This is a genomic window from Teichococcus coralli (assembly GCF_009829925.1).
Taxonomy (GTDB): domain Bacteria; phylum Pseudomonadota; class Alphaproteobacteria; order Acetobacterales; family Acetobacteraceae; genus Pseudoroseomonas; species Pseudoroseomonas coralli.
Map to the genome: position 1 here is coordinate 1 of NZ_SNVJ01000023.1, position 23,657 is coordinate 23,657.

Annotated in this window: 27 protein-coding genes; 10 read left to right on the plus strand and 17 right to left on the minus strand. The window is 71.0% G+C overall.

Annotated elements, in window-relative coordinates; genetic code table 11:
• Positions 1-352: 352 nt before the first annotated feature.
• Positions 353-1,219, minus strand: coding sequence for a type 1 glutamine amidotransferase (locus E0493_RS19530; RefSeq protein ID WP_202397233.1), 867 nt, complete (start codon positions 1,217-1,219; stop codon positions 353-355).
• 132 nt (positions 1,220-1,351) lie between these two features.
• On the opposite strand from E0493_RS19530, the gene E0493_RS19535 reads away from it, so the two are divergent.
• The 3 genes from E0493_RS19535 (at position 1,352) to E0493_RS19545 (ending at position 3,206) form a co-directional block, all read left to right on the plus strand.
• Complete coding sequence (locus E0493_RS19535) at positions 1,352-1,711, plus strand: hypothetical protein (RefSeq protein ID WP_202397234.1); 360 nt, start codon at positions 1,352-1,354, stop codon at positions 1,709-1,711.
• 260 nt (positions 1,712-1,971) lie between these two features.
• Entirely contained in the window at positions 1,972-2,676 is a 705-nt protein-coding gene (locus E0493_RS19540) for an aspartate/glutamate racemase family protein (RefSeq protein ID WP_367614552.1), read from the plus strand.
• Positions 2,677-3,014: 338 nt separating this feature from the next.
• Entirely contained in the window at positions 3,015-3,206 is a 192-nt protein-coding gene (locus E0493_RS19545) for a hypothetical protein (RefSeq protein ID WP_160938942.1), read from the plus strand.
• Positions 3,207-3,425: 219 nt separating this feature from the next.
• On the opposite strand, the gene E0493_RS19550 is transcribed toward E0493_RS19545, so the two are convergent.
• Positions 3,426-4,307, minus strand: coding sequence for an SGNH/GDSL hydrolase family protein (locus tag E0493_RS19550; protein ID WP_202397235.1), 882 nt, complete (start codon positions 4,305-4,307; stop codon positions 3,426-3,428).
• Positions 4,308-4,370: 63 nt separating this feature from the next.
• Positions 4,371-5,378, minus strand: a complete 1,008-nt coding sequence (locus E0493_RS19555; protein ID WP_160938943.1) for an NAD-dependent epimerase/dehydratase family protein — start codon at positions 5,376-5,378, stop codon at positions 4,371-4,373.
• A gap of 464 nt (positions 5,379-5,842) precedes the next feature.
• Here E0493_RS19555 and E0493_RS19560 point away from each other — a divergent pair, with 464 nt between their 5' ends.
• On the plus strand, positions 5,843-7,147 hold the full coding sequence (locus E0493_RS19560; protein WP_160938944.1) for a hypothetical protein: 1,305 nt from the start codon (positions 5,843-5,845) through the stop codon (positions 7,145-7,147).
• A gap of 143 nt (positions 7,148-7,290) precedes the next feature.
• Here E0493_RS19560 and E0493_RS19565 read toward each other — a convergent pair whose 3' ends face one another.
• From E0493_RS19565 to E0493_RS19590, 6 genes are all read right to left on the minus strand, one after another.
• Positions 7,291-8,130: a ParB/RepB/Spo0J family partition protein gene (locus E0493_RS19565; protein ID WP_160938945.1), complete on the minus strand. Its 840-nt coding sequence runs from the start codon at positions 8,128-8,130 to the stop codon at positions 7,291-7,293.
• Between the two features lie 3 nt (positions 8,131-8,133).
• Positions 8,134-9,156: an AAA family ATPase gene (locus E0493_RS19570; RefSeq protein WP_160938946.1), complete on the minus strand. Its 1,023-nt coding sequence runs from the start codon at positions 9,154-9,156 to the stop codon at positions 8,134-8,136.
• Positions 9,157-9,597: 441 nt separating this feature from the next.
• Positions 9,598-10,302 (minus strand): hypothetical protein, encoded by a 705-nt coding sequence (locus tag E0493_RS19575; protein ID WP_160938947.1) that lies wholly within the window; start codon positions 10,300-10,302, stop codon positions 9,598-9,600.
• Between the two features lie 446 nt (positions 10,303-10,748).
• Positions 10,749-11,018 carry a hypothetical protein gene (locus E0493_RS19580; protein ID WP_160938948.1) on the minus strand — a complete coding sequence of 90 codons (270 nt, stop codon included), beginning with the start codon at positions 11,016-11,018 and terminating at the stop codon, positions 10,749-10,751.
• A 26-nt stretch (positions 11,019-11,044) separates the two neighbouring features.
• The gene (locus E0493_RS19585; RefSeq protein WP_235913900.1) at positions 11,045-11,269 is read right to left on the minus strand and encodes a DUF4170 domain-containing protein; all 225 of its coding nucleotides are present in this window, start codon (positions 11,267-11,269) and stop codon (positions 11,045-11,047) included.
• Between the two features lie 71 nt (positions 11,270-11,340).
• Positions 11,341-11,625, minus strand: coding sequence for a hypothetical protein (locus E0493_RS19590; protein WP_160938950.1), 285 nt, complete (start codon positions 11,623-11,625; stop codon positions 11,341-11,343).
• Positions 11,626-12,480: 855 nt separating this feature from the next.
• Here E0493_RS19590 and E0493_RS19595 point away from each other — a divergent pair.
• A complete protein-coding gene (locus tag E0493_RS19595) occupies positions 12,481-13,449 on the plus strand; it encodes a replication initiator protein A (RefSeq protein WP_160938951.1) in 969 nt (322 codons plus the stop codon).
• Between the two features lie 184 nt (positions 13,450-13,633).
• On the opposite strand, the gene E0493_RS19600 is transcribed toward E0493_RS19595, so the two are convergent.
• The 6 genes from E0493_RS19600 to E0493_RS19625 all read right to left on the minus strand — a co-directional run bounded on the left by E0493_RS19600 (position 13,634) and on the right by E0493_RS19625 (position 16,926).
• On the minus strand, positions 13,634-13,870 hold the full coding sequence (locus tag E0493_RS19600) for a helix-turn-helix domain-containing protein (protein WP_160938952.1): 237 nt from the start codon (positions 13,868-13,870) through the stop codon (positions 13,634-13,636).
• A gap of 8 nt (positions 13,871-13,878) precedes the next feature.
• Complete coding sequence (locus E0493_RS19605) at positions 13,879-14,124, minus strand: hypothetical protein (protein ID WP_160938953.1); 246 nt, start codon at positions 14,122-14,124, stop codon at positions 13,879-13,881.
• Positions 14,125-14,142: 18 nt separating this feature from the next.
• A complete protein-coding gene (gene minD / locus E0493_RS19610) occupies positions 14,143-15,000 on the minus strand; it encodes a septum site-determining protein MinD (RefSeq protein ID WP_160938954.1) in 858 nt (285 codons plus the stop codon).
• Between the two features lie 41 nt (positions 15,001-15,041).
• On the minus strand, positions 15,042-15,734 hold the full coding sequence (minC, locus tag E0493_RS19615) for a septum site-determining protein MinC (protein ID WP_160938955.1): 693 nt from the start codon (positions 15,732-15,734) through the stop codon (positions 15,042-15,044).
• A gap of 140 nt (positions 15,735-15,874) precedes the next feature.
• Positions 15,875-16,579: a hypothetical protein gene (locus E0493_RS19620; protein WP_160938956.1), complete on the minus strand. Its 705-nt coding sequence runs from the start codon at positions 16,577-16,579 to the stop codon at positions 15,875-15,877.
• Complete coding sequence (locus tag E0493_RS19625; RefSeq protein ID WP_160938957.1) at positions 16,576-16,926, minus strand: hypothetical protein; 351 nt, start codon at positions 16,924-16,926, stop codon at positions 16,576-16,578. Before E0493_RS19625 ends, E0493_RS19620 begins: the two co-directional genes overlap by 4 nt.
• 161 nt (positions 16,927-17,087) lie before the next feature.
• Here E0493_RS19625 and E0493_RS19630 point away from each other — a divergent pair, with 161 nt between their 5' ends.
• The 5 genes from E0493_RS19630 (at position 17,088) to E0493_RS19650 (ending at position 22,038) form a co-directional block, all read left to right on the plus strand.
• A complete protein-coding gene (locus tag E0493_RS19630) occupies positions 17,088-18,377 on the plus strand; it encodes a hypothetical protein (protein WP_160938958.1) in 1,290 nt (429 codons plus the stop codon).
• Positions 18,378-18,499: 122 nt separating this feature from the next.
• Positions 18,500-18,862: a response regulator gene (locus tag E0493_RS19635; RefSeq protein ID WP_160938959.1), complete on the plus strand. Its 363-nt coding sequence runs from the start codon at positions 18,500-18,502 to the stop codon at positions 18,860-18,862.
• An 18-nt stretch (positions 18,863-18,880) separates the two neighbouring features.
• Complete coding sequence (locus E0493_RS19640; protein ID WP_367614553.1) at positions 18,881-19,510, plus strand: protein phosphatase CheZ; 630 nt, start codon at positions 18,881-18,883, stop codon at positions 19,508-19,510.
• A gap of 83 nt (positions 19,511-19,593) precedes the next feature.
• The gene (locus E0493_RS23785; protein ID WP_160938960.1) at positions 19,594-21,312 is read left to right on the plus strand and encodes a flagellar hook-length control protein FliK; all 1,719 of its coding nucleotides are present in this window, start codon (positions 19,594-19,596) and stop codon (positions 21,310-21,312) included.
• Positions 21,313-21,339: 27 nt separating this feature from the next.
• Positions 21,340-22,038: a flagellar hook assembly protein FlgD gene (locus E0493_RS19650; RefSeq protein WP_160938961.1), complete on the plus strand. Its 699-nt coding sequence runs from the start codon at positions 21,340-21,342 to the stop codon at positions 22,036-22,038.
• 15 nt (positions 22,039-22,053) lie between these two features.
• Here E0493_RS19650 and E0493_RS19655 read toward each other — a convergent pair whose 3' ends face one another.
• Both E0493_RS19655 and E0493_RS19660 read right to left on the minus strand, forming a co-directional pair.
• A complete protein-coding gene (locus E0493_RS19655) occupies positions 22,054-22,473 on the minus strand; it encodes a flagellar basal body-associated FliL family protein (RefSeq protein ID WP_160938962.1) in 420 nt (139 codons plus the stop codon).
• 93 nt (positions 22,474-22,566) lie between these two features.
• The gene (locus E0493_RS19660) at positions 22,567-23,649 is read right to left on the minus strand and encodes an EscU/YscU/HrcU family type III secretion system export apparatus switch protein (protein ID WP_160938963.1); all 1,083 of its coding nucleotides are present in this window, start codon (positions 23,647-23,649) and stop codon (positions 22,567-22,569) included.
• Positions 23,650-23,657: the final 8 nt, after the last annotated feature.

Sequence of the window (23,657 nt, forward strand, 5' to 3'; positions counted from 1 at the left end):
CAGATCACGCCACGCGCCCTGACGGCCGCCGTCGCCGATCCCGACCCAGCGGCGGCCAGGCGCGCCTTCGAGGCCATGATGGGGATGAGAAAGATCGATATCGCCGCGATCGAGGCGGCGCGGCGCGGCTGACGCGGCCGGCCCCGCCCCCGGCCCCCGCCCCCGTCCCTGCGGCTGCGGGCTCGCTTGTGCTGGCCAGGAACGGCTGCTCCAGAACAACAGCATCCCGGGCCGACAGGGTGGCGCCTCGCTGCCGATCCCCCCGCCGCACGCGATTGACGGCCCGGCGCGCCTCGGGTGGGGCTCCGTTCCGGCGTCCGGCTGAATGAGGGGGCGGTAGCTCCGCCGCGGCTTATTCCCGGCCGCGCTGGCCCCGCGTCGGGCCCACGAGGTGCTCGACGAAGTTCCGCAACTCGATGCTCCGCTGCGCCGGATCGGCGACTTGCGCATCCAGGCCGAGCTGCCATGCCGCGTCACGCCGCCGGGGATCGCGGTGCAGCGCGTCAACGCGCGCCGCGTAAGCCTCGACTTCCCCTTCGTCGCGCGCCAGGCCGGCCTCCATCAGCGCCGCGGACTGCCGGCGCAACGCCGCCGCGATCTCCGACAGCGGCAGTTCGGGATGGTACTGCACGCCCCAGAACACGCCCCTGCCGGAGCGGATCTCCGCCGCCTGCACCGCCGTGACGCGATTGCCGGCGAGCGCCACGGCCCCTTCCGGCAGCTGCTCGACCTCGTCCGAGTGGACGGCCGGGGCGTCGTAAGCCTCGGGCCGGCCGGCCAGGAGCGGGTGGCCCTGGCCGGCGGCCGTGCGGGTGATCCGGCGCGCGAAGCCCGCCTCGCAACCGCGCCGGTTCGCCCGCACCGTGCCCCCTGCCGCGGCCGTCGCGACCTGCAGGCCGGCGCAGGAGCCGAAGGCGGGCGTGCCGGAGGCGAAGACGGCGCGCATGAAGTCGAGTTGGCGGCGCACCTCCGGGGTGTCCTCATAGACGTGAAGCGGGGATCCGGTCAGAAAGACCGCGTCGTAGCCCTCGAGCCCCGCACGGTCCGGAACCGCGGCGCCCTCCTCGGCGGGGCGGATGAGGTCGAGGGCCGCGCCTGGCGAGAGGGCACGGAGTATGCCGAGATAGGTCTCGCCGCTGCTGCGGCCGACGCTTGCGCGACGGGCTGCGCGCGCCTCGGGTGTCTCGCTCTCGGCGACAAGGAAGCGAAGAGACGTCACAGGACGGGGTCCTCCGGAAAGGCGGGAGCCCGACTGCTGAGGCGGGCGAAGCCGGGCGGCCGGCCCGGAAACGGTGGCCGCGGCGGCCTGAATGGGTGGGAAGTCGGCGTTGCGCGGTCCAGGATCGTTCAGTTGCGCCCGACCATGCAGGATGCCCCGTCGATGACCTTGCGTTCTCGCTACGAGCAAGCCGTACGTGATCTGCATGCGCGCGCTGACAAGATGCGGCGGGCGGGGGCGTCCACCGAAGCCATCGCGCGGGCCCTGCATGCGGAGCGCAGGCGACTGGCCGCTCGCTTCAAGGAACTGACGCCGGAGCCGTACCGCACCCGCATCGATGAGCGGACGGTCAGGGTCTATGGCAGCGCGGGCGGCCCCTCGATCGAGTTCCTGCGGGCGAAGGGCAAGTCGTGGGAAGCGATCATCGAGAGCGCGATGCGCCCGGGCCGCCCGATCGGACCAGCCTCCGAGCGGCCAGAGGGACAAGGCTGACAACCGGGCCTCGCGGCCTGCGGGCCGAGCGTCCCGGTCAGGTCGACAGCAGCCCGGAGGGGCATTGCGGCGCTTCACCCCCGGCCACCCGCTTCACACAAGACGCCGGGGGTGGCCTGCAAAGATCAGGCATCAGTTTTGGATGATGATGATGCACTTCCGCGGCGGATCTGGGCAGGGCGGCGAACGGGTCTTGCCGTTCCTCTGACGATCGGCCTTCATGCGGCGCCGGAAAGGAGAGCGCCGGAAAGGAGAGCAAGGTGTCACAGAAGGTCATCGGCCTCATCGGCGGCATGAGCTGGGAAAGCTCGGCCGAGTACTACCGCATCATCAACGAGCAGGTGCGGAACCGGCTGGGTGGACTGCGGTCGGCCCGCTGCCTCATGTGGTCCTTCGACTTCGGCGAGATCGAGGCGCTGCAGCACGCCGGGCGCTGGGATGAGGCGACGGCGGAGATGATCGCCGCCGCCGCGCGCCTGGAGCGTGGGGGGGCGGACTTCGTTGTGATCTGCACCAACACCATGCACCGCATGGCCGACCAGGTTCAGGCGGCCATCGGCCTGCCTTTGCTGCACATCGCGGATCCCACGGCCGAGCGCGTCAAGGCGGCCGGGCTGCGGAAGGTCGGGCTGCTCGGCACGGCCTTCACCATGGAGCAGGCCTTCTACAAGGGGCGGCTTGCCGAGCGGCATGGGCTTGAGGTGCTGGTGCCGGAGGACGGCGACCGCGCCGTGATGCACCGGGTGATCTATGACGAACTGGTTCAGGGCCGCGTCGAGCCCGCTTCCCGGCAGGCCTGCCGCGAGGTGATCGCGCGGCTTGTGGAGCGCGGCGCCGAAGCGGTGATCCTGGGCTGCACGGAGATCATGCTGCTGGTGCGGCCGGAGGACAGCGCGGTTCCCCTCTACGACACCACAGCCATTCATGCGGAGGCTGCCGTCGCGCTGGCCCTTTCGGGCCCGTGACCCCGCGGGGAAGCGCGCCGCAGGGCCGCGCCGGGCCGGCAGCGGGGCGAGCGGGGGGCTGCGCGGCGCCTCGCGGCTCATCCCCGCTTCGCGCAGGGCGCCGGCGTCATCGCCGGGCATGGCCGGGCGCCGCCGCATTCCAGGCCTTCCCCACGGCCCTCCCCTCGCCTCGGCGGTCCTGAGCGCGGCCTGCAACGGTGGCCCGCCGGGTTCCGTCGCCGGGCGATGGCGCCGCGCCTTGCCACAGATGGGGTCGAAGGGTGGCGGCCGCGGCCGCGTTCAGGCCACAGCCGGCAGGCCAGGAAGGCAGCAGCGCAACCACCGGAGGAGCTGCTGGAATGGCGCTTTGTGCCGAGGAAAAAGTCTGCCAGTTCGTCGCCGCAGCCTATGCGCGCATCGATGCGATGGTGCCGGTGCACCGTGCCGCCGATGCCGAGGAAAAGCAGGTCATCGAGGCTCACATTGCGGCGACCTTCGAGGAGATTGTGGCGGTCGAGATCCTGGCGGAACTTCTGGGCCTCGACTGGTGAAGCCGCCCGGCGGCCTCACGCCAGGAGCGCGAAGGGCGCGGCAGGACGGGCGGCGTAGGTCCACCGGGATGCGGGACGTCGGCGATCAGCAGGCCTTGTTCCGCGGCCGGCGAGCCCCTGCCGCGCTTCCCGGCCGGGCAAGGCGCCCGGCTTCCGCGTGGCGCGCGGTCCGGCCGGCGGCCCGCGCCTCGCCCGCCGCCGGAGCAGCGGGCCGCCGGCTCAGCCGCGCGCTCCCGCCCGCCCACCAGGATCCTTGCCGGAAGGCGCCGCTTCCCCGGCCCGCAGGCTGTCCAGGCCCGACTGCAGGCGGTGAACCACCAGCCGGGCGATGATCCGGTGCCCCAGGTCGTTCGGATGCACGGCATCGGCCGTGCGGTGCTTCGGATCCATCCGGCCACTCCGCTCGATCGGCAGGATGGCCTCGCGCAGCGAGACCATGGGCAGGCCGAGCTCGCGGCCGACGGGAACCTGGTTGTCCTCCGAACTGGACCCGTCGCGCCCCATGGCGAACAGCATGAGGACGGCCGGGCGCGACGGCGCGGCCAGAATGCGCGTCAGCAGCCGCCTGTAGCTGGCGCGCATCTCCAGCGTGATGGCATCGTTGTTCGCCCACTCGGTGATGACGAAGTCGGGCCGGCAGCGCAGCAGGTCGCGCTCCAGGCGCTTGTTGCCGTGGAGCGAATCCGTCCGGCCGATCCCCGCGTTGATCAGGGTCATCGGCGCGTTGGGAAAGGCGGCCCGCCACCAGCCGAAGACGCGGTTGACATAGGTCCGCTCCGGCGTCGTGGCCCAGGCACCCTGGGTGACCGAGCCGCCGATGGCGGCGATCACGATGGGCCGGCCCGCTTCGGCCCGGCGAAGCACCTCCCACAGCCTTTCGTCGTCGCCGTACTGGACCACCGCGCGGCGCAGCGTCTGCGGATCAAGGATGCAGGTGGGGTGGGCCCGCGGCTTCCCGGGGAAGCGCGCGCCGGCAATGCCAGATGCGCCCCTGCCAGATGCGACCCTGGCAGGTACGACGCTGGCGAGGACAGCCAGCATGAGGCGCTTCAGCCGCGCCATGGGAAAGGCCGCGCGCTCCGGGCGATCGGGCGCCGGCATGCGGCTTTGGCGAACAGCCCATCCGCTCCACAGCCTTGGCCGGAGCCCGGCTGCCACCTTTCCTCAGCCGGGCTTGTGGAAGGTGCGATACCAGGTGACGAAGCGCGCCAGGCCGTCTTCGATCGAGGTGCGCGGCGCGAAGTCCACGGCACGGCGCAGCGCCTCCACATCGGCATAGGTCCGCTCGACATCGCCCGGCTGCATCGGCAGCAGGCGCCGCTCCGCCTTGCGGCCGATCGCCGCCTCCAGCACGGCGATGAAGCGCTCCAGTTCCACCGGCGTGTGGTTGCCGATGTTGAAGACGCGATGCGGCACGCCGGGATCGATGCGGCCCGGCTCCTCGCCGGCAACGCGGTCGGCCGGCGGCTGCAGCGTGAGCCGGCGGATCGCCTCCACCACCTCGTCGACATAGGTGAAGTCGCGCGCCATGCGGCCGTGATTGTAGAGATCGATGGGCTGGCCAGCGAAGATCGCGTTGGTGAACTTGTAGTAGGCCATGTCCGGCCGGCCCCAGGGACCATAGACGGTGAAGAAGCGCAGCCCCGATGCGGGGATGCGGAACAGGTGGCTGTAGGTCTGCGCCATCAGCTCGTTGGCGCGCTTGGTCGCGGCATAGAGCGAGACCGGGCGGTCCACCGGATCCTTTTCCGAAAAGGGAACCTTGGTGTTGGCGCCGTAGACGGAGGAGGAGGAGGCATAGACCAGGTGCTGCACCGGATGGGCGCGGCAGGCCTCCAGCACCGAAAGGAAGCCATCGACGTTGGCGGCGGTGTAGGCGGCGGGATTCTCAAGCGAGTAGCGCACCCCGGCCTGCGCCGCGAGATGCACCACCGCATCCGGCCGGAAGGCTGCGAAGGCTTCCCGGGCGGCGGCCGCGTCAGCGAGGTCGATCCGGCCGAAGCGGAAACCCGCGCGGCCCTCAAGCTGCTGCAGCCGCGCCTGCTTCAGCCGGACATCGTAGTACGGCGTGAAGTTGTCGAGGCCGAAGACGGTGAAGCCGTCCCGCAACAACTGCGCGCAAACCGCATGGCCAATAAAGCCCGCTGCGCCGGTGACGAGAATGCGCTCCATTCCGTCCTCTCCTGCCTGTTCCGATGCTGCCGGCGCAAAAGCCGCCTTCCGCGCGGAAGCGTCCAGCCCGTCCTGCTCCCTGCTTCTACGCCGCCCCGCCGCCGCCGGCCAATCAGAAGGCCCCCGCGAACAGCCGGGCGTGCCAAGGCGAAATTTCTCGCAAAGCCGGGCTAGCAGGCGCCGGCAAGCCGCCCCGCCGCCCGCCGGCCTCCCAGGCGAGCTTTCCCCCTGGCTGGCCTACTGGCTGGCCGCACCATGATTCCGGCGGCACGGGCCTGCCGCGAAGGCGCATTCAGCTTGCCTATTTGGTGTTTTTTCGCATTATGCGTCCCGGGGATCTGCAAGACCTGGCCGAAGGCGGGCCATCCGATGGCGGCGCCTTCCCTCCGCCTGGAGAAAGCCAGGCATCCCTGACCGGGGCCGCAGCGCGGCTCCATGACCACCTTCGGCAGGAGGCCGGAATGATGAGCGCAGAAGCGGTGCGGCAAGAAGAACCCGGCTGGGGGGAACTGATCACCCTCATGGGCTGGCCCTGGAAGCTGGCCCTGGCGCTGGTTGTGTGTGGCCCGGCCCTGCTGTGGACCTCCCCGAGCGGCTTTGTGGATCCCGGGCTTTCGACGTGGAACGGCGGGGCCGCGCTGGCTTGCATCGCCGCCGCGGCCGTGATCGCGCTTGGCGGCAGCCTGCACGCGCTGCGCGCCTTGCTGCGCCGTGCGGCCGAGGAGCCCAGCCTCGAGGCAGCGGAAGCGCAGGACCTGGTTCGCGGGCTGCGCCAGCTTCTGGAGCAGCAGCAGCAACAGGTGCATGAGGCGACCGGCGCGGCGAGCCGCGCCGTGGCCACCGCTGCCCAGCTCTCGGGACTGGCCGGCCATGTCGAGAAGCAGTTCCGGCAGACGCTGGAGCAGGCCAGCCCTGCCGCCGCCCTCATGACCCGGCCGGACCATCCGGAGAGGGGGGAGGCCGAGGCGAGGCTGGCCCGCCTCGAGGCCAGCGCGCGGCAGGTGGAAGCGGCGGCCGAGAGCCTGCTGGCGCCTTCCGCCGTTCTGCGCCAGATGGAGGAGGGCATCCTGCGCCTGCAGCAAGGCGCGGCGGAGGCGACGGGCATGCTGCAGGCCTTCCCTGCTGCCGCGGAGCGGCTGGAGGCGTCCGTGCGGGTGCTTGACGCATTGCCGGACAGCACCCGGCCTTTGATCCTGGCCGCGCAGGCGCTGACGGAGCAGGGCGATGCGGCGCGCCGGCAGTCGGAGCAGACAAGGCAGCAGCTGGAGGTGCTGGTTCACGGCCTGGGCGGGCATGTCGAGCGTGTGTTGCGCAACGAGGCGACGCTGGGCGACGCTGCGCGCTACCTGACCGAAACGACGGACCGCTTCGCCGGTGGCCTGGCGGCGCTGGAAAGCCATGCGGTGCGGCTGCAGGCGATGATCAGCATTGCCGGCAACCGCGAGATGGAGGCCGCGCCGCTGCACGAGGCGCTGGCCACCCTGCGGCAACAGGCGGCCAGCATGGCGGAGCTGACCGAAAGCCTGGAGATGCTCCGCCATCGCCTGGACGACGCGCGCGCCCTTCCCGCGGCGCGGCACGTGACGCTGGAGCAGCTTGGCATGATGGAAGCCGATGCGGCGCAGCTGCTGCAGGAGGCTGCGGCCATGCCGCAGCAGCCGCTTCCGCCCGCCTTCGCCAGCCGCGCCGCGAAGCTGCTGCAGGCCATGCAGGAGAATATCCGCCATCTGCATGCGGCAGCCGGCGGCACCCCCCCGACAGCCGCCTGAGGTATTCTGACGTCAGAACTTTGCCCCTCGCCTTGCCGCGCGGTTGCCTTGCCGCGCGGTCCGGGGCGGCCGTCGCCGCCCGGGCGGGGATCTTCAAAGAAGGGTGACACCCCCCCTTCGGTCCCGCCCGGAAACTTCTGACGTCAGAAGTCCAGCAGGGCGTTGATCCGCCGCCGCAGCGCGAGGAGATGGTCGCGCTCCTCCTCTGCCAAGGGCCGTCCTTCGGCCTTTCGCCGTTCCAGCCTTCCCGCCAGGGCCCGCAACAGCGTGATGCGCAAGGCGGATGGCGGCCTCGGCCCCGCGGGCGGCCGGGCGCGGGCCGCCCGCAACGCGCGCACGGTCAGGCTGCCGGCCTCGGCCTGACGCAACAGCCGGTCGCGCAGCGGCCCGGCTTCCAGCCGCGCCAGCTCCACCAGCAGGTTGCGCGGCAGAGTGCCCGCCCGCTCCAGGAACTCCGCCGGCAGCGTCAGCAGCCGCAGCGTGGCGCTGACTTCCGCAGGGCTGCGGCCCAGCAGGGCGGCGGCGGCCGCCTGGCTCATGCCGCGTTCGTCTAGCAGGCGCTGCAGGCCGCGCGCCTCCTCGGCGGGGGTCAGGTCCACGCGCTGCAGGTTCTCCAGCAGGGCGGCGAGCGCGGCATCGCCCCCATGCTCGATGGCCAGCAGGCTGGCCCAGCCATTGTGCCGCGCGGCGCGCCAGCGGCGCTCGCCGGCAACCAGGATCCAGCCGCCGCGCTGCTCCGGGTCACGCCGCAGGAGCACCGGCTGCAACTGTCCCTCGGCCGCCATGGTGGCGGCCAGGGCGGCGATCTCGGCCGGTTCGAAGCGCTTGCGCGGCTGGTCGGGATCAGGGCGGATCCGTGCCAGCGGCGCCTCAAAGGAATGGCGGAAGCGGCTGTCGCCCGGCACCAGCCCGTCGCTGGCGGCACCGATCGCCGACATGGCCGCGCCCAGCACCGGCGAGGCGGGCCTGCGGGAAGGCGGCATGGTTCAGCCCTCCTCGGCGGGCGCGAGCAGTTCGGCCTGCGGCAGCGGCTGCCCTGCCGCCAGCGCCGCGGCCAGCCGCCCGTAGACCGCCACGGCGGCCGTGCTCGACGAGGCCTCCAGCGCGATGCGCCCGTTGCGGGCGGCGTGGCCGAAAACGGCGCTGGCCGGCACCGGCTCCAGCACCGGTGCCTTTCCCGCCATGACGCCGACCAGCTGCTCCAGCACCTCGCGGTCCACTGACTTTCGCGGGCCGAACTGGGTGGGCAGGATGCCGCCCAGGCGCAGCGCCGGATTGAGCCGCCGCTGCACCTTGCCGATGGTGGCCAGGATCAGCCCCACGCCCATGCTGTCATAAGGCTCGGTGCGAACGGGAATGATCACCTCATCCGCCGCGGCGAGGCCCATCACCGTCAGCATGCCGAGGTTGGGCGGCGCATCCAGCACGACGATGTCGTAGCGGTCGCGCACGGCCTCCAGCGCCTCGCGCAGCGCCACGTCGAAGCCCGGCTCGCGCCGGCCATCGGTTTCAGCGAGGTCGATATGGCTGGGCACCAGGTCAAAGCCGCCGCGGCCGACCAGCAGCGGATCGGCGCGGTCAAAGATCGCCTGCTCCAGCGGCAGGTCGCGCAGGATCACCTGCGCCATGGTGCGGCCCTGCCGGTAGGCCTCGACGGTGTTGCCCGCCATCAGCGCGACCGAGGCGGTGGCCTGCGGGTCGAGGTCGGCCAGCAGCACCCGCCGGCCCTGGCGCGCCAGCCCGCAGGCGAGATTGAGGGCGGAGGTGGTCTTGCCGACGCCGCCCTTCTGGTTGGCCAGCACCAGGATGCGGGCGTGGCGCGGCTGGCCGCTGGCCAAGGCCTGCATGGCGCGCGCCACCTCTTCCGGGATCGGCTCGCGCCCATTCTCCCAGCGCGAGATCCGCGGCTTGTCGTAGGAGCGCCCCAGCGCCCGGTTCAGAGCATCCTTCAGCTCCGACTGGCTTTGCCGGAGCTGCTGGCGCAGCATGCGCAGCGCTTCCCCATCCATGCGGCTCGTCCCCCCTCTGACCCCCGCGTGCTCTGTTGTCAGAACACGCGGGCAGGCTGCCGACTTCCAGGCATTCCGTCAACGTCAACTTTCACCGTTGACGGTTGACTTTACCCGAGGGCGTGGCCGGCCGCGCGGTCCGCAAGCCGGGCCATGGAAAGCGGCTCTGCCGCGCAGGGGAACAAGGCCGGGGACGCGGCCACAGGCGGGTTGCCGCCCGAGCCGGGCGGCAACCCGGAAAGCCGTTTGCGGGGCTGCTGCCCCGCATCATTGGAAAAGGGCGAGGCGCCTCCCGAGCAGCCGCGGAGATTGCCGGTCCCTGCGGCGCAAGGCTCCTCTAGGGCATTTTTCGTTCGCCCTGGCTCACGGGAAATGCTCTAGCCGTTTGTTTTGGCGAGCATCTTCACCCGTCCCGATGATGCCGTCGGAACGGGATCTGCTCTAGCGCCTGTCCTCCGCCGCCGCCGTGCGGGGCGCGAAGATGCGTGCCTGGCAGCTCTGCATCGCCTCCTCCAGGCTGGCGGCGGACCAGAAGGCGGTTTCACGCGCCGCCGTTCCCGCCCGTGCCGCGCCTGACATGACGGCGGAAAAGGACAGCGTCTCCAGTTCGCAGCGGAAAGCGGGGCCCTCGCCGCCTGGCCAGGCCCGGATGAAGGCGGTCTGCAGATGGGTCCAGGGATGCTCCGCCGAAACCGGGCCGGCTGCGCTCAGGTGGCTGCAGGCCCAGATGCCCGGCAGGCCGGGCTCGCGCGCGATGGGAACAAAGGCCGGAGCAACGCAAAGCACCGTTCCGGCCGGCGGCGTCGCGTCGCCGCGCGGATGCACCGGCGCATGCGCCGCTCCCAGCGCTGCCACGATGCCGCGCATCAAGTCCGGCGCGCGCCCGGTGGCAACGGCCGGCGGCTCGCCGGAGGAAAGGGCGCGGCCTTCGGTGCGCCACTGGACCGCGCCCGTCTCGTGCCAGCGGCCATTTTCGGAAAGCAGCACGCAGAGATGGTGATGGGTCGCCCCGCTGGCGTCACGGGGCCATCCGGGCGCTGCAGTGGTGAAGGCGCAGGCGCGGCGAACCGGACCCGGCACATCCACGCCGCCTTCAATTTCAATGAAATGAGGGGCGATGAAGCGGGGGGTCTGGAGTTCGCTCATCGCGCGGCTTCCGCCCAGGGGAAAGAAGCGGCGGGACGGCGGACGGGAAGGAGGATCAATGCCGGCATGAAAGGAGGGACCCAGGCTGCTGGCCAGGAGGTTAGCCGCCCTGACCCGCTATGGCGCCCTTCACGGTGCCTCATTCTTTGTATTTGTCGGAAAATTGCTTATTGAAAGTTAATTTTAGACTTTGTAGTTTATTTTTTATCCATCGGCCAGAAGGCCTGAACCTAAGGCCCCCCTGCCATGCCTTTTCGGCTTCTCGCCCTGTTTTTCCTGCTGGTTCTGGGAAGTGCCGGTGGCGTTCTGTTGCTGGCCGGCTACGCATCGCTTGATGCGCCCGTACAACCTGCCACCTGCGGCTCCGCCTGCGCGGGCGGGCGGAGCAACATGCTTCCGCCGGCGGAACGGGCCGAGCGTTTCGCGCGCGTTTTTCGCGAGTAGCCCTACGCTGCCCTGCCCGGAATAGGTCGCGAAGCGCCGCCTGGGAGCTGGCGCAGCGCGTCCAGGGCGGACTGCATCCTGATCAGGGCGTCCTCCGCCTCGGCCAGCCGGAGCTTGGCCTTGAGGCTGGCCTGCTCCTCGCGCAACAGGGCAACCTCGGTGCGCGCGAGCCGCTCTGAAAGCTGCTCAAGGGTTTGCTCCAGGGCAAGGCACCGATGCCGCCAGGTATTGGCGCGCCGCGCTGCCCAGAGGCGCGGCGCGGTGATCGGCATCAGGAATGCCAAAGCGCCCCTGACGGTCACGGCTTGCCCGGCGCCGGCACGGCCCGCAACACGAAGAGCCGGTGGGAAGCAATGTCCACCATCCGGCGCATCCGCTCCAGCCACGCCTTTTCGGCGGCTTCCGCCGTGTGGAAGGGGCCGTGCAGTTCCTCGGTGCCGGGTTCGAGCTCGGCAAAGCTCGTATCGCGGAAGATCCCGCCCCAGACCACCCAGATCTCGCGGCCGTTCAGGGGATCACTCATCATTCGTCCTTCCATTCTGGAGGCAAGGGCAGCGATCGCAGGACGTTCCGGCAATCTCCTGCCCTGCCCTGTCAGCGCGCGCAACGTATGCGGATTTTCATCCGTTTGGCAGGCCTGATCCCGGCGGATCCGCTTGTCGCCCGCCGCAATGCTGACAAGCCGTGGGAGGAGGCCCTGGCCAGATCCGAGCGCCAGCCGCGTGCGGCCATGACCAGCCCTGCCAGCGCCAGGCTGGCGTAGCCTGCCTCCGCGCTTGGCAGATGGAGGCCCGTCCGCAGCTCCAGGGTCTTCGGCAGGACCAGCGCGGCACCCGCGGCCAGGAAAAGGAAAGGACCAAGAAGCTTGCTGTTGCGCACCGGGATTCTTCCTTTTCGCTCAGGGCCAGCTTTGCTGTGCCGTCACGCCCATCATAGGGTTGGCATGCCGTTTCATCAAGATTTTTCGCATAGCCTTCCGCCCTGCTGGTCGCTCGCCGCAACGGCCGGGAGCAGGTTGCGTGTGCGGGAAGGCAAAGTCGAAATGCCACGCCGGCTATATTCACAGAATAGTGATTCTAGGGTTTCCAAGAAGATGTCGGTCAAAGGGCGAGTGGCGCAGGTGCTTGCCGCACCGGGTCAGCAAATTCCCCTCGCCAAGCATCAGAACAACCTGCGGTAGCAACCATTGGTAAGATATTTTCCATTTCGACTCGTCCTTTCGCCGACAATGCCGCCCGGTCTTTCCAGGGGTTTCACGCACTGCCTTCTTGCTCGATGCGCTTTGCTCTTTTTTTGAGTCAAAGAGTCAAACAAGTCATAAAGTTATAAGGTTATGGGGCCGAAAAACATTATATCAAACAGGACCTTACGGGTGCTTTGCGTCGGCGTCGCGACGAGCCTGCGTCGACGTCACGACGAGGATTTGTCGGCGTCACGACGAGTCTGCGTCGGCGTCACGACGAGGATTTGTCGGCGTCACGACGAGTCTGCGTCGGCGTCACGACGAGGATTTGTCGGCGTCACGACGAGTGGCGGAAGGGGTGTCGGCGTCACGACGAGTCAGGCCTGTGGATAAGTCGCCGGCTCCGGCCGGAGGCCGTCTTTCGCGGGATGTCGGCGTCACGACGAGTCAGGGACGAAAAAGACTCGTCGTGACGCCGACATCCCGCTCTGCGCACTGGCATCCCGGCGCGGCCTCAGCCAAAACTTGCGCAGCAGGATGCGCCAGTGCCGATGGACGAGCAGCACGCTTTCGAGTTCAACGCGACCGACAGTCCCCTGGTGGGCAAGGTCAAGGGCGACCGCAACACCATGGTCTACAACTTCTTCTCGCTGCGGCGGGAGAAGGAGACCGAGCTGCCTCGCTACGACGACGGCAAGGCCTGGATCGAGGTGGTCGGCACCAAGCATGGTGTCGCCTCGATCTGGGACAAGGAGCTGCTGGTCTATTCGGCCTCGCTGATCGCCGACAAGATCAACCGCGGCGAAACCCCTTCGGCGCGCATCACCTTCACCGCGCACGACTTCTTCGTCACCACCGGCAGCGCCACGGGCGGCTCGGCCTATGAGCGGCTTGAGGAATCCCTGGCGCGGCTGAAATCCACCTTTGTGCGCACCAACATCGAGACCGGCGGGGAGGGCGAGGACCGCGGCTTCGGCTGGCTCGACGAGTACCGCATCCTCTATCGCCGCGGCCGCGACGGCTCGAAGCAGATGCGCGCGGTGGAGCTCACCCTTTGCGCCTGGCTGTTCCGCGCCATCGTGCAGGACAAGCATTTCCTCACCTACACGCCGAAGTATTTCGAGCTGCCGCCGGTCGCCAAGCGGCTCTACGAGATCGCCCGCAGCGGCCCGCCGGGCGGCTTTCGGATGAACCTGGAGAAGCTGCGCAGCCGCGTCGGCACCACCCAGGACCTGCGCCGCTTCAAGGCCGAGCTGATGGCCTATGCCCGCCACAGGCGCAGCCTGCCGGACTATGGGATCGCCCTGGTCGATCCCCGGCTGCGCCGCTCGCTGGACAAGGGCTTTCCCAAGCCGGTGGGCCATACGCCGCTCAGGGGCTGGCTGGTGGCGTTCTATCCCACCAGCAACGTCACCAGCCTGATGCCGGTGGAATGCATGCCGCTGCTGGAGGAGGATGACGCCGAGCCGGCGCCCGAGCTGGCCCTTGAACCGCCGAAGGGCCGGCGACGCGCGGCGTGAAGGCGCTGCCGAAGGGAAGGCGGCGGCGGCGAACCTCGCCAGGCCGCTCCCCTTTTCCGGAAGCTTTCGGCCGCCGCCGCCAGGGCTGCCGCGGTTTCCGGCGCCGGCGCACCAGCCGGCAGGGCAAAAACGAAGGGAAAGCCGCGGTGGGGACCTGAGGGAGAGGTTCTTCTCCCCCGGCCCTTCATGCTCTTGGCCCGGCGCGCGGCGCCGCCATGCCCACCGAGCCGTCCCGCCGGAACACCACCCCTTGCCCGGACAGAATGGATTGCACCCTGGCGAGCGTCCGGCTGGTGACGTTGCCGCCGCTCTCGACCCGGCTCAGCGTGTTCACCGACACGCCGGCGACCTTGGCCAGTTCGCGCAGGCTGAGGCCCAGCGCCGCGCGTGCCATGCGGCATTGGGCAGCGGAGATCAGCATCGCGCCTCCTAGCGGCCCGGCGTCAGGTCAATATCGATCTCCCGGACCTCGAGGGCCGGGGAGGTTCCGATCCGTACCCGCACGAGGCCGCCGCGGGCCAGCTTGCGGATCTCGCGCAGGCAGGCCTCCTGGATGCGCTGGGCGATATCCTCCCCGAGCACCGCCAGGCGGTCAGCGCTGACCTGCTGGCGCAGCCGCGAGGCAGCGAGGCCCGCCGTGTTGCGGCGGCGTTGGATCAGGGCAATCAGGGGCATGGTCTCGGTTCCATCGGTTCAGGCGAAGCTGAAGCGGAACAGGCGGCGCAGGAAGCCGGGCTGTTCCGCTCCAACCGCCAGGGTCGCTTCGATTGCCGCCGCGCTCGGCAGGCGGATCGGGTTGCGCGCCTCGCCCAGAAAGCGGGAGACGGCGTCGCGGTAGGCGCGGCCGGCATCGGTTTCGGCGTCCAGGCTGGCCGGCACGCCGGCATTCGAGGCCTTCAGCACCGCCTTGCTTTCCGGCACCACGCCCAGCAGCTCGGCGGAAAGGATGTCCTGGATCTCGCGCAGGGAAATCATCTCGCCGTTCTGCGCGCGGTCGGTGTCGAAGCGCGTCACCAGCAGATGCTCCCGCACCGCCTCCTGCCCATCCTCGGCGCGCCGCGACTTGGAGGCGATGAAGCCGAGGATGCGGTCGGCGTCGCGGATCGAGCTGACCTCGGGGTTGCACACCACGATCGCATGGTCCGCGTGGTAGAGCGCCATCATCGCGCCGTGCTCGATGCCGGCGGGGCTGTCGCAGAGGATGAAGTCGAACTCCTGCTTGAGCTGCTCCATCACGCGGGAGACGCCGTCGAGCGTCAGCGCGTCCTTCTCGTGCGTCTGCGAGGTGGCCAGGATGAACAGGTTGTCCACCCGCTTGTCCTTGATCAGCGCCTGATGCAGCTTGGCCTGGCCGTTGGCCACGTGCAGGAAGTCGTAGACGACGCGCTTCTCCACCCCGAGCACCAGGTCGAGGTTGCGCAGGCCGACATCGAAGTCGACCAGGCAGACGCGCTTGCCGCGCAAAGCGAGGGCGGCGCCGAAGGCGGCGGTGGTGGTGGTCTTGCCGACCCCGCCCTTGCCGGAGGTGATGGTGATGACGGTCGCGGACATCGGGTTCTCCCTGTTGTCGGAGCGTGCGGTCGAGAAGGGGATCAGGGCAGGGGGGCGAAGCGCAGCCAGCCGTCGCTCATTCTGAGCTGCGCCGGGCGCTTCACCCATTCGGGCGGGATCTCCTGGGCGCTGAGCCAGAGCCCGGCGATGGAGAGCAGTTCCGCGTCCATGATTTTCGCAAAGATGCGGGCGTGCGGATCGTCGCTGATGCCGGCGCTGGCCGAGCCGCGCAGCGCGCCATAGACATGGATGCAGCCATCGGCCAGCAGCTGCGCCCCGGGGGAGACCGAGTGCAGCACGATCAGGTCGGCCTCGGCGGCATAGATCCGCTGGCCGGAGCGCACCGGCTGGCTGACGATCACCGAGGGGCGGCGGGTGCAGGGGGTGGCGCAGTCCTGCTCGGCCTCCAGCATGCGGCCGAGGCCGCAGGCCAGGGCGGCGCGCTCGATCTCCGGCCAGCGCGCCCGGAAGGCGGCCGGCACCAGGCCGAACCGCCTCACCGCCTCCACCAGCGGGGCGACCTGGGCCTCGGCGGCGGGCGGCAGGGCGGCGAGGTCCAGCAGCACCGGCGCGTGGCGGAAAAAGCTCGCGGTGCCGGCCAGCCGGGCCGCCAGGGCCTGCTCCAGCGCCGCCGGGTCATGCTCGGTGATTTCCAGCGTCAGGAAAGGGTGGGAGCGGCCCCGCAGCCGAATGGGGCTCTGCGCGGCCGTCTCCCAGGTGGTTTCATGCCTCATCACGCCTGCCTTCTGCCGGCGCCACCAGGATTTTTCGCTTCCTGGCGGCTGCGCCCGCCTCCTGCGGGTGTTCCTGGTTTAGTCCGCATCAGAATTTTTCGCAAGACATTTTGCGTTCGGCGCCACGCAAAGGGACATCGTCACCACGCCGCCTCGCAGGCGTCCAGGACCAGGGGAGAAGGGCGCGTGCTGAAGCCCTGCCGTTGTGCCGCGGCCGCCGCCAGCCAGGTCCGGAACAGGACCTGCCCGTCGAAGGGACCGTCCAGCAGCGCCTGCGCAACCGGCAGCGTCCGCCGCTGAAGCTGTGCCAGCGCCACGCGCCGCATCGCCGGCACCAGCTCCGCCGCCGGCGCATCCGGCTCCGGCAGGCCGGCGGCCCGCTGAAAGGCGGCCATGCTGCACCCGCCCGCCAGCGTCGCCGTCTCCGGCAGGGGACCGAGCGGCCGCGGCCGCGACCCGTCCCAGACCAGCAGCCGCAGGTCATGCCGGTGGCTGCCGGGCGGCACGATGAAGCCCAGCAGGTCGCCGGGCGTGGCCTGCAGCAGGCCCCCCAGCCAGTCCAGCGCGGCTTCCAGCAATCCGGGCCGCGGCGGCAGGCTGGCCGAGACTGTCAGCTGCGGCACCGCCTCCTCCTGCAGGATGCGCGAGCCGGTGGTGGCATGGTCCAGGCTTTCGCCGGTCAGCACCGTGACGGCTTCGGGGTGGTGGAACAGCGCATGCGGGGGCGGGGCGGCGGGGCGGCGTCCCGTCAGCAGGGCCACCAGCGCCTCCGCTTCCGGCCGGGGCAGGGGACAGCGCAGGGCGGCGTCCAGCTCCAGCCGGGCCTGGCGCGGCACGGGGCTCATGCCGGCCTCCGCGCGAGCCGGCGCTCGGCCTGTTCAAGCGTCACCGCCAGCGCCGCCGGGTCGGCCTCCACCATGCGCCGCACCAGCCGCAGCGGCGGCACGTCATGGGGGTCCTCCTCGATAACGGTGAGTGCGACCGGCGCCTCCGCCTGCACCGCCTCCAGCAGCCCCTCGCGATAGCGCAGCACGACGCGCGGCGCGGCGCCGCAGGGCGCGAGCAGCCCGGCCAGGCGGTCAATGATCTGGTCGAACTCGGCTTCCGTGGCGTTCACCGCCACCAGATCCAGCAGGTCACGGCCCTCCTGGGCGAGGCTGGCCTCGCCCGGGCCGCGGCGGATGATCTGCATTCGGCTTCTCCTGAATCGATCAACCCCGGCGTGGTGCCATGCCGTCGCCGTCCTTTCAATATTTTTCGCAAAACTTGCCCGCGCGGCGGTTGCGCAAGAGAATTGACGCCGGCCCCAGGAGCGGGGATAGGTGCTCTTCAACCCAGGCGCGAGAAAGCCTGATGACGTTCTCCGCAGATCCGGCCCGCCCCCCGCTCGATACCCCCCTCGGGGCGATCGCCAGCTTCGACCTTTCCACGACCACCGGCATGGCGCTGCTGCGCCGCTTCGACGCCCAGTTGCGGCTGATCGGGGATGCCGATGCGCAGCGGGCGGCGGTGCGCCGCCTGTCCTGCCGGGCGCCGCTCTCCAGCCGTGCCACCGGGCTGCTGGCGCTACCGGGCGGAGCCCTGGCGCTGCGGCGGGAGGAGACGGTGCTGGTCTGCGATCCCGCCTCCGCCTGCACGGCCGCCGGTCCCGCCGCGACAGGCCTGCGCGCGCAACTGGCCGGCCTGCCGCTGCAGAGCGTGGCGCATGCGCCCGGGGGGCTTCTGCTGCGCAGCGGCCTGCCGGCCATGGAGGCGGCGCAAGCCATCACCCTGGTGGAGCCTGCCGGCCTGCTGGCCCCCCTTTGGCCGCAGGCCGCGAGCTGGCGCGGCCCCGCGCTGCTGCGCTGGGGGCAGGGAGGCGCCGTGGCCTGGGAGATGGTCCCGGCACCCGCGCCGCTGGCCCTGGGCGCCAGCGTGGTGGGCGAACCGCTCGCAGTGGGCGAGCCGCTGCCGCGCGACCTTTGGGATGCCCCGACCGGGGATGACCGCTACCAGCTGCTTGCCACCGGCCTGGCTGCCTATCTCGACGAGCTGCTGGGCAACGAGGTGAGCGATCTGCTGCGCTTCGAGCTGGCGGACCACTGGACCGATGGCGAGGAAAGCCTGGCCAGCCTGCTGGCCGACGGGCTCGGTCTGCTGCCCTCCTGCTTTGCGGTGCCTGCCGAGCAGCCGGCGGGGCTGGCGGCGCTGCAGGACTGGCCACGGGCCGCGGCGGCCGTCGCCGCCAGCGCGGCGCCCATGGCGCTGCTGGGCATCGCGCCGCAGGACTGGTCCTGGGGCTGGCAGGCGGAGGCACGGCAGGCCTTTCTGCGCCAGGTCCGGCGGGCCGTTCCGGCCGATGCGGCCGTGCTGCTCGCCGAGGGGGCGGCGGCCATGCCCGTGCCGTTGGCGGAGATCGGCGCCGACCGCACGGCGCGGCAGGCCGTGGCCGCCTTGGCGGTTCTGCTGCCGCTGCCGGCCACTCCGCTGGACCTTCTGCTGCTCGGCCGGCGGGTGGCGCAGGGATGCGGCGGGCCGGTCCAACTGGCTGCGCCGTGCTGGGGCCTGTGGCATCGCTGCGACCCGCAGGCCCGCCTGGAGGCCGGCAATGGCGGCTGGTACAGCCTCGGCGGCGGGCTTGAGGAGTTGGAAGACGTTTTCTAGGCGCAGCGTTCATGCCATCGGCGGGCAGGATTTCGCGGAAGGCGTGCGATGAGGCACGATCGGGCTTGCGAAAATCCTGGAAATGCGAAAAATAGGGAGAGACGCAAAAGGGGGACCGGCGCGTGAAGATCCTGGTTGTCGACGACTATCCGACGATGCGTCGCATCGTGCGAAATCTGCTGGACCAGATCGGCTACAAGGATGTCGAGGAGGCCGGCAACGGCGTGGAGGCCCTGGAGAAGATCAAGGGGCACCGCTACGACCTGGTGATCTCCGACTGGAACATGGAGCCGATGACCGGCCTGGAGCTGCTGAAGAACGTGCGCGGCGACGCCGCCCTGGCGAAGACGCCGTTCATCATGGTGACCGCCGAGAGCAAGGCCGAGAACGTCGTCGCCGCCAAGCAGGCGGGAGCGTCGCAGTACATCGTGAAGCCCTTCACGGCCGAGACGCTGAAGGCGAAAATCGCGTCCGTCATCAACTGAGCCGCAGGGAGAGGTGCCGTGACCGCGACCTCTTCGGCGGAAGGGCAGTTCGGGCTGGTCCGGATCGCCGGGCATCTCGCCGCCATCAACGGCGAGATCGAGCGGATGCTGGGCCTCGGGCTGGTGCCCGAGCGCAAGGCGGCAGACCGGCTGGGCCGGGCCCTCGACGAGATGTGGGCGATGTCGCAGCTGCTGGCCGAGACGCGCGCGGAGGTGGTCGGCCTCGCGCCTCCCTCGACCGATCTCGGCGACGTGCTGGACGCGGTGGTTGTTGAGACCGAGAAGGCCGCCTTCGAGATCCTGCGGCAGGCGGAGCGGGCGCAGGCCGCCGCGGGCCGCCTGCATGACGGCACCTCCGCCGATCCGAAGCACGATCTGGAGGCGGTCAACGAGGCCGCGACCGCCATCGTCCTGGCCTGCGGCTTCCAGGACATCACGGGCCAGCGGGTGCGCAAGGTGCTGTCCACCATGCGCCAGATCGAGGCCCGGGTGTCCGCGCTGGTCGAGCTGATGGGCATCCGCCCGGAAGAAACACGGGCGCAACAGGCCGCGACCGCCCCGGCCGGCGAGGCCAGCCTGCTGAACGGCCCGAGTTCCGCCGCCGAGGGTGGGCTGGGGCAGAGCGCGGTGGACGACCTGTTCGGCTGAGGCGTGCCGCGCAGAACATTTTCGATCCTGTGGCGGCCCTGCAGCGGCGCACATCCGCAGGCGCAGGGAAGCGGGAGAAACCCATGACCAAACCGGTGGGCGGCGAGGCTGCCCTGCCGCAACCCGGCATGCTGCAAGGCATCGAACCGCGCCGCGGCACCGATCCCGCCGCCATGCCGGCAGAAGGCTTTGCCATGATGCTGGCGGGCCTGCTCGCCGTCCCCCCGGCGGCCGGCCCGCCGCCCGGGCCGACGGCCGAGGCCGCCTCCGGGCCGGCGCCCTCGCGGCAGGCCGGCGCCCTGCCCTGGGACGCCTTGGCCGCCGCCGCCGAGGAAGCCAGCCGGCTGGCTGCGGCCTTCCAGATGCCGCTGGGCGTCCCGGCCACGGCAATGGCGGCGGAGGCCGCGTTGCTTCCGCCGGCCGTTTCCGGCCAGGCGCTGCCCGAAACCGCGCTGCCCGAAACCGCGCTGGCCGACGCCGCGCTGGCCGACACCGCACTGCCCGACGCCGCGCCGACCTTGCCGGACCCGGACGGCTCGCCGCCGGGGCCGCCACAGCCCGGCGTTGCGCCCCTCAGCCTGGCCCCGCATCCGGTTTCCACGCCACCATCCGCCGCCGTTCCCTTCCAGCCTGCCACCCTGCCCATGGAAGCGACCATGAAGGCCGTTCCGGCGGCGGCGTCGCCCGCCGGCCCGCAGGAACAGCCGCCGGAGACGCTGCCGGCCGAGGCTCCGGCGCTCCTGCCGGATTCCCTTCCCGCCAGGCGGGAGGGCGCTGCACCCGCGCCGGGCGGGTTGCCGCCCGTGATGGAGCGCGCCCAGCCCGGCGCGCCACCGTCCGTTCCGCCCGAACAGGGCACGCGGCAGGCGGCGGCCACACCTCCTGCGCCGGCGGTCGCCGCCCCCTCGGCCGAACCTCCCCCGGCCGGCCTTCCACCGGAGCAGGCGGCATCGCTCCTCTGGTCCTTCCCGCCAGCGATGCGGCTCGGCGCCGCGAACCCGCAGCCACAACCCCGCCCCGGTGCGCCGGCGGCCCGTCCCGCGCCGAGCGCGGCGCCGCCCGCCGCCGCAACCGATGCGCCATCCCAGGCGGCGCCCGCCCTGCCGCTCTCCGCCGTCACCCCTGTTGCGCCGCCCGGCGAAGGGGCGCCGCACCCTGCCACCCCTTCCCATGCGGCGGCGCCCTGGGGCCGGGCGGCCGCAACGGAACCGGGCAGCCCCGTTCCGCCGCCGGAGCCGGGGGCAGGCCTGCGCCTGGCGGAACTGCCGCCGGAAGCGATCCTTCCGCCGGCCGGCCACGGCCAGGCCCTGGGCGCCGCTTCCTCCACGCCCGCGCCCGCGCCCGCGGCCATGCCGGCGCCGCTGCCGCAGGGCCGCCTGGCCGCCGAAGCCACCCCGCAGCTCGTGCTGCGCATGGCGCAGGCCACCCGAAAGGAAGGCGTGGAAACGATCTCGGTGGACCTGCGCCCGCCGGAGCTCGGCCGCGTCGAACTGCAGATGACCTTTCGCGACGGCACGGTGCAGGTGGTGATGCGGGCCGAGCAGGCCGACACCTTCGAGGCGCTGCGGCACGAGCGGCACAACCTCATGCAGCAGATGGAGCAGGCCGGCCTGCAGCTCGGCGGCAGCGGGCTGGACCTGCAGCATGGCCCCCTGCCGCATCCCAAGCCGCCGCCCGAGCAGGCATCCGCCGGCGCCCGGCCCATGGTGGCCGACCCCGGGCCGGAGGCCGAGGCGCAGGCCGGTGCCGCCGCGGCGCCGCGCCGCGCCGCCTCCGACAGCCTGATCGACATCATCACCTGAGCCCCCCCGCGCGAACGGAGAACCCCGATGGCCACCACCTCCAGCATCAGCGGCGTCGGCACGGCCAGTGCGCTGGCCGGTGCGAACGCCGCCGCCACGACGCAGCTGTCCGGCAACAGCAGCGAGGACTATGACCGCTTCCTCAAGCTGCTCACCGCGCAGATGAAGTACCAGGACCCGATGCAGCCCACGGACCCCACCCAGTTCGTGGCGCAGCTCGCGCAGTTCTCCCAGGTGGAGCAGCAGACCAAGAGCAACACCTACCTGAAGTCGATCCTGGAGGCGGTGAGCGGCAGCGCCAACCTGACGGAGAACGCCGCGCTGCTCGGCCGCACGGTGCAGACGCAGCTCTCGCAGATCACCCTCTCCAGCGCCGGCGCCGCGGTGCCGCTCACCGCGCAGGTGAATGCCGCCACCCTCGCCGGTACCCGGCTCGAGGTGCTGGACGCCTCGGGCAACGTGGTGCGCAAGGTCAGCCTCAGCGGCGGCACCACCGCGCTGACCTTTGACGGCAAGGACGGCAACGGCATGGCGCTCGCGGCGGGCACCTACAAGGTGCGCGTGGTGGGCGATGATGCCGGCGGCGCCCGGCAGAGCGCCGGCACGGTCAGCAATTCCGGCAAGGTCACGGAGGTGCGTCGCGGCAGCGACGGCGGCGTCTCGCTGATGCTGGAGAACGGCGCCCAGGTGAGCGCCGCCGACGTCACGCGGCTCGGCGCCGGCTGAGCCGGCCGCGCCCGCTCAGCTGTAGAGCAGGCGGGTGATGACGACGTCCTTGAGCCCTTCCTCCCGCAGCTGGGCCAGGCTGTCGAAAAGGTTGTCGCGCAGCACGCCTGGATCGGTGCGGCCGGGGCGCAGTTCATGCCGCACCGACATGGCCATCAGCCGCTGCAGCACCGCCTGCTTCAGGCGCGGCGACAGGTCCTTGAACTGCTGCGTCTGCTCCGCCCTGGTCTCCAGCGTCACCGACACCACCACATAGGACATGCGGCGGCTGCTGGAGGGCAGGTTGACCGTGAAGTCGCCCAGCGTGACGTATTCGAACTCCTTCTTGGGCGCCTCTTCCGCGCGGGCGGGCAGGGTGGAGCCGAGCAGCGCCGACACCATCATCGCAGCGGCACCGGCCCCGAGCATGGCACGGCGAAAGGCGGGAAGGGTCATCGGGGGAGGCCTCCGGGTTGCGCGGGCCCTTTGTTTCGCAACCGCGCCGTCGCGCGTCAAGCGAATCGTACAATTTTTGCGACGCAGCCGGAGTCAGGCCCGCGCGGCCGGCCGCTGCCGCTTCTGCGCCCAGACAATGCCGATGATCTTGGCCACCGCCTCGAAATGCGCCGGCGGGATGACCTCTCCCACCTCCACCGAGGCATGCAGGGCGCGGGCGAGAGGCCGGTCCTCCATCACCACCACGCCCGCTTCCCCGGCGATTTCGCGGATGCGCAGCGCCATCTTGTCAACGCCCTTGGCGACGCAGAGCGGCGCCTCGTCCTTGCCGCGCTCGTAGCGCAAGGCGACGGCGAAATGGGTGGGGTTGGTGATCACCACCGTCGCCGTTGGCACGTCGGCCATCATCCGCCGCTGCGACATCTGCCGCCGCTTCTTGCGCAGCGCCGCCTTCACATGCGGGTCGCCCTCCGTGTTGCGCATCTCCTCGCGCATCTCCTGCAGGGTCATGCGCTGGCGGCGGTTGTACTCGAAGCGCTGGAAGCTGATGTCGATCACCGCCACCACCGCCGCCACCAGCGTGACGGCGAAGAGAACCTTGACCAGCAGCTCATGCGCCAGGACGGGGAAGACCACAGGGTCCAGCGCCACCAGCCGGCCGCTATGCTCATAAAGCGGCTTGCCCACCACCCAGCAGGCGCCCCCCACGGCCAGCGCCTTCAGCAGGCCCTTGCCGAACTCGAACAGCGCCTTGAGGCCGAACACGCGCTTCAGACCGGCCATCGGCGAGAGATGGGAAAGCTTCGGCTTCATCCGCTCGCCCGCCACCACCAGGGTGTTCTGCAGCAGGTGCGGCAGCAGGCTGCCGGCCAGCAGCAACCCGAAGACCGGCAGCAGCGCCAGCGCCAGCGCCTCGATGAACGCCGCTCCCGCCTGGCGATAGCCTTCCTCGGTGAGTTCCAGAAAGGCGTCCGGCTGCTCGATCAACGGCAGCAGGACCTCGGCGAAGCGCCGGGCGACCAGCCCGCCCGCCAGGCCGAGCGCCAGCAGCAGCGCGGCATAGACGCCGAAGCTGGAGCCCTCGCGCGAGACCGGCACGTCGCCGCGCGCGCGGGCCTCCTGCAGCTTGCGCGGCGAGGCGTCGAGGGTTTTTTCCTGGCCGCTTTCCTCCGCCATGGCGTGGC

What these genes read in the sequence shown, in the direction of transcription:
- E0493_RS19545 (WP_160938942.1), top strand. Translation starts at nt 3,015, where the DNA reads ATGGCGCTTTGTGCCGAGGAAAAAGTCTGCCAGTTCGTCGCCGCAGCC.
- E0493_RS19550 (WP_202397235.1), bottom strand. Translation starts at nt 4,307, where the DNA reads ATGCCGGCGCCCGATCGCCCGGAGCGCGCGGCCTTTCCCATGGCGCGG.
- E0493_RS19555 (WP_160938943.1), bottom strand. Translation starts at nt 5,378, where the DNA reads ATGGAGCGCATTCTCGTCACCGGCGCAGCGGGCTTTATTGGCCATGCG.
- E0493_RS19560 (WP_160938944.1), top strand. Translation starts at nt 5,843, where the DNA reads ATGAGCGCAGAAGCGGTGCGGCAAGAAGAACCCGGCTGGGGGGAACTG.
- E0493_RS19565 (WP_160938945.1), bottom strand. Translation starts at nt 8,130, where the DNA reads ATGCCGCCTTCCCGCAGGCCCGCCTCGCCGGTGCTGGGCGCGGCCATG.
- E0493_RS19570 (WP_160938946.1), bottom strand. Translation starts at nt 9,156, where the DNA reads ATGGATGGGGAAGCGCTGCGCATGCTGCGCCAGCAGCTCCGGCAAAGC.
- E0493_RS19575 (WP_160938947.1), bottom strand. Translation starts at nt 10,302, where the DNA reads ATGAGCGAACTCCAGACCCCCCGCTTCATCGCCCCTCATTTCATTGAA.
- E0493_RS19580 (WP_160938948.1), bottom strand. Translation starts at nt 11,018, where the DNA reads ATGCCGATCACCGCGCCGCGCCTCTGGGCAGCGCGGCGCGCCAATACC.
- E0493_RS19585 (WP_235913900.1), bottom strand. Translation starts at nt 11,269, where the DNA reads ATGAGTGATCCCCTGAACGGCCGCGAGATCTGGGTGGTCTGGGGCGGG.
- E0493_RS19595 (WP_160938951.1), top strand. Translation starts at nt 12,481, where the DNA reads ATGGACGAGCAGCACGCTTTCGAGTTCAACGCGACCGACAGTCCCCTG.
- E0493_RS19600 (WP_160938952.1), bottom strand. Translation starts at nt 13,870, where the DNA reads ATGCTGATCTCCGCTGCCCAATGCCGCATGGCACGCGCGGCGCTGGGC.
- E0493_RS19605 (WP_160938953.1), bottom strand. Translation starts at nt 14,124, where the DNA reads ATGCCCCTGATTGCCCTGATCCAACGCCGCCGCAACACGGCGGGCCTC.
- minD (WP_160938954.1), bottom strand. Translation starts at nt 15,000, where the DNA reads ATGTCCGCGACCGTCATCACCATCACCTCCGGCAAGGGCGGGGTCGGC.
- minC (WP_160938955.1), bottom strand. Translation starts at nt 15,734, where the DNA reads ATGAGGCATGAAACCACCTGGGAGACGGCCGCGCAGAGCCCCATTCGG.
- E0493_RS19620 (WP_160938956.1), bottom strand. Translation starts at nt 16,579, where the DNA reads ATGAGCCCCGTGCCGCGCCAGGCCCGGCTGGAGCTGGACGCCGCCCTG.
- E0493_RS19625 (WP_160938957.1), bottom strand. Translation starts at nt 16,926, where the DNA reads ATGCAGATCATCCGCCGCGGCCCGGGCGAGGCCAGCCTCGCCCAGGAG.
- E0493_RS19630 (WP_160938958.1), top strand. Translation starts at nt 17,088, where the DNA reads ATGACGTTCTCCGCAGATCCGGCCCGCCCCCCGCTCGATACCCCCCTC.
- E0493_RS23785 (WP_160938960.1), top strand. Translation starts at nt 19,594, where the DNA reads ATGACCAAACCGGTGGGCGGCGAGGCTGCCCTGCCGCAACCCGGCATG.
- E0493_RS19650 (WP_160938961.1), top strand. Translation starts at nt 21,340, where the DNA reads ATGGCCACCACCTCCAGCATCAGCGGCGTCGGCACGGCCAGTGCGCTG.
- E0493_RS19655 (WP_160938962.1), bottom strand. Translation starts at nt 22,473, where the DNA reads ATGACCCTTCCCGCCTTTCGCCGTGCCATGCTCGGGGCCGGTGCCGCT.
- E0493_RS19660 (WP_160938963.1), bottom strand. Translation starts at nt 23,649, where the DNA reads ATGGCGGAGGAAAGCGGCCAGGAAAAAACCCTCGACGCCTCGCCGCGC.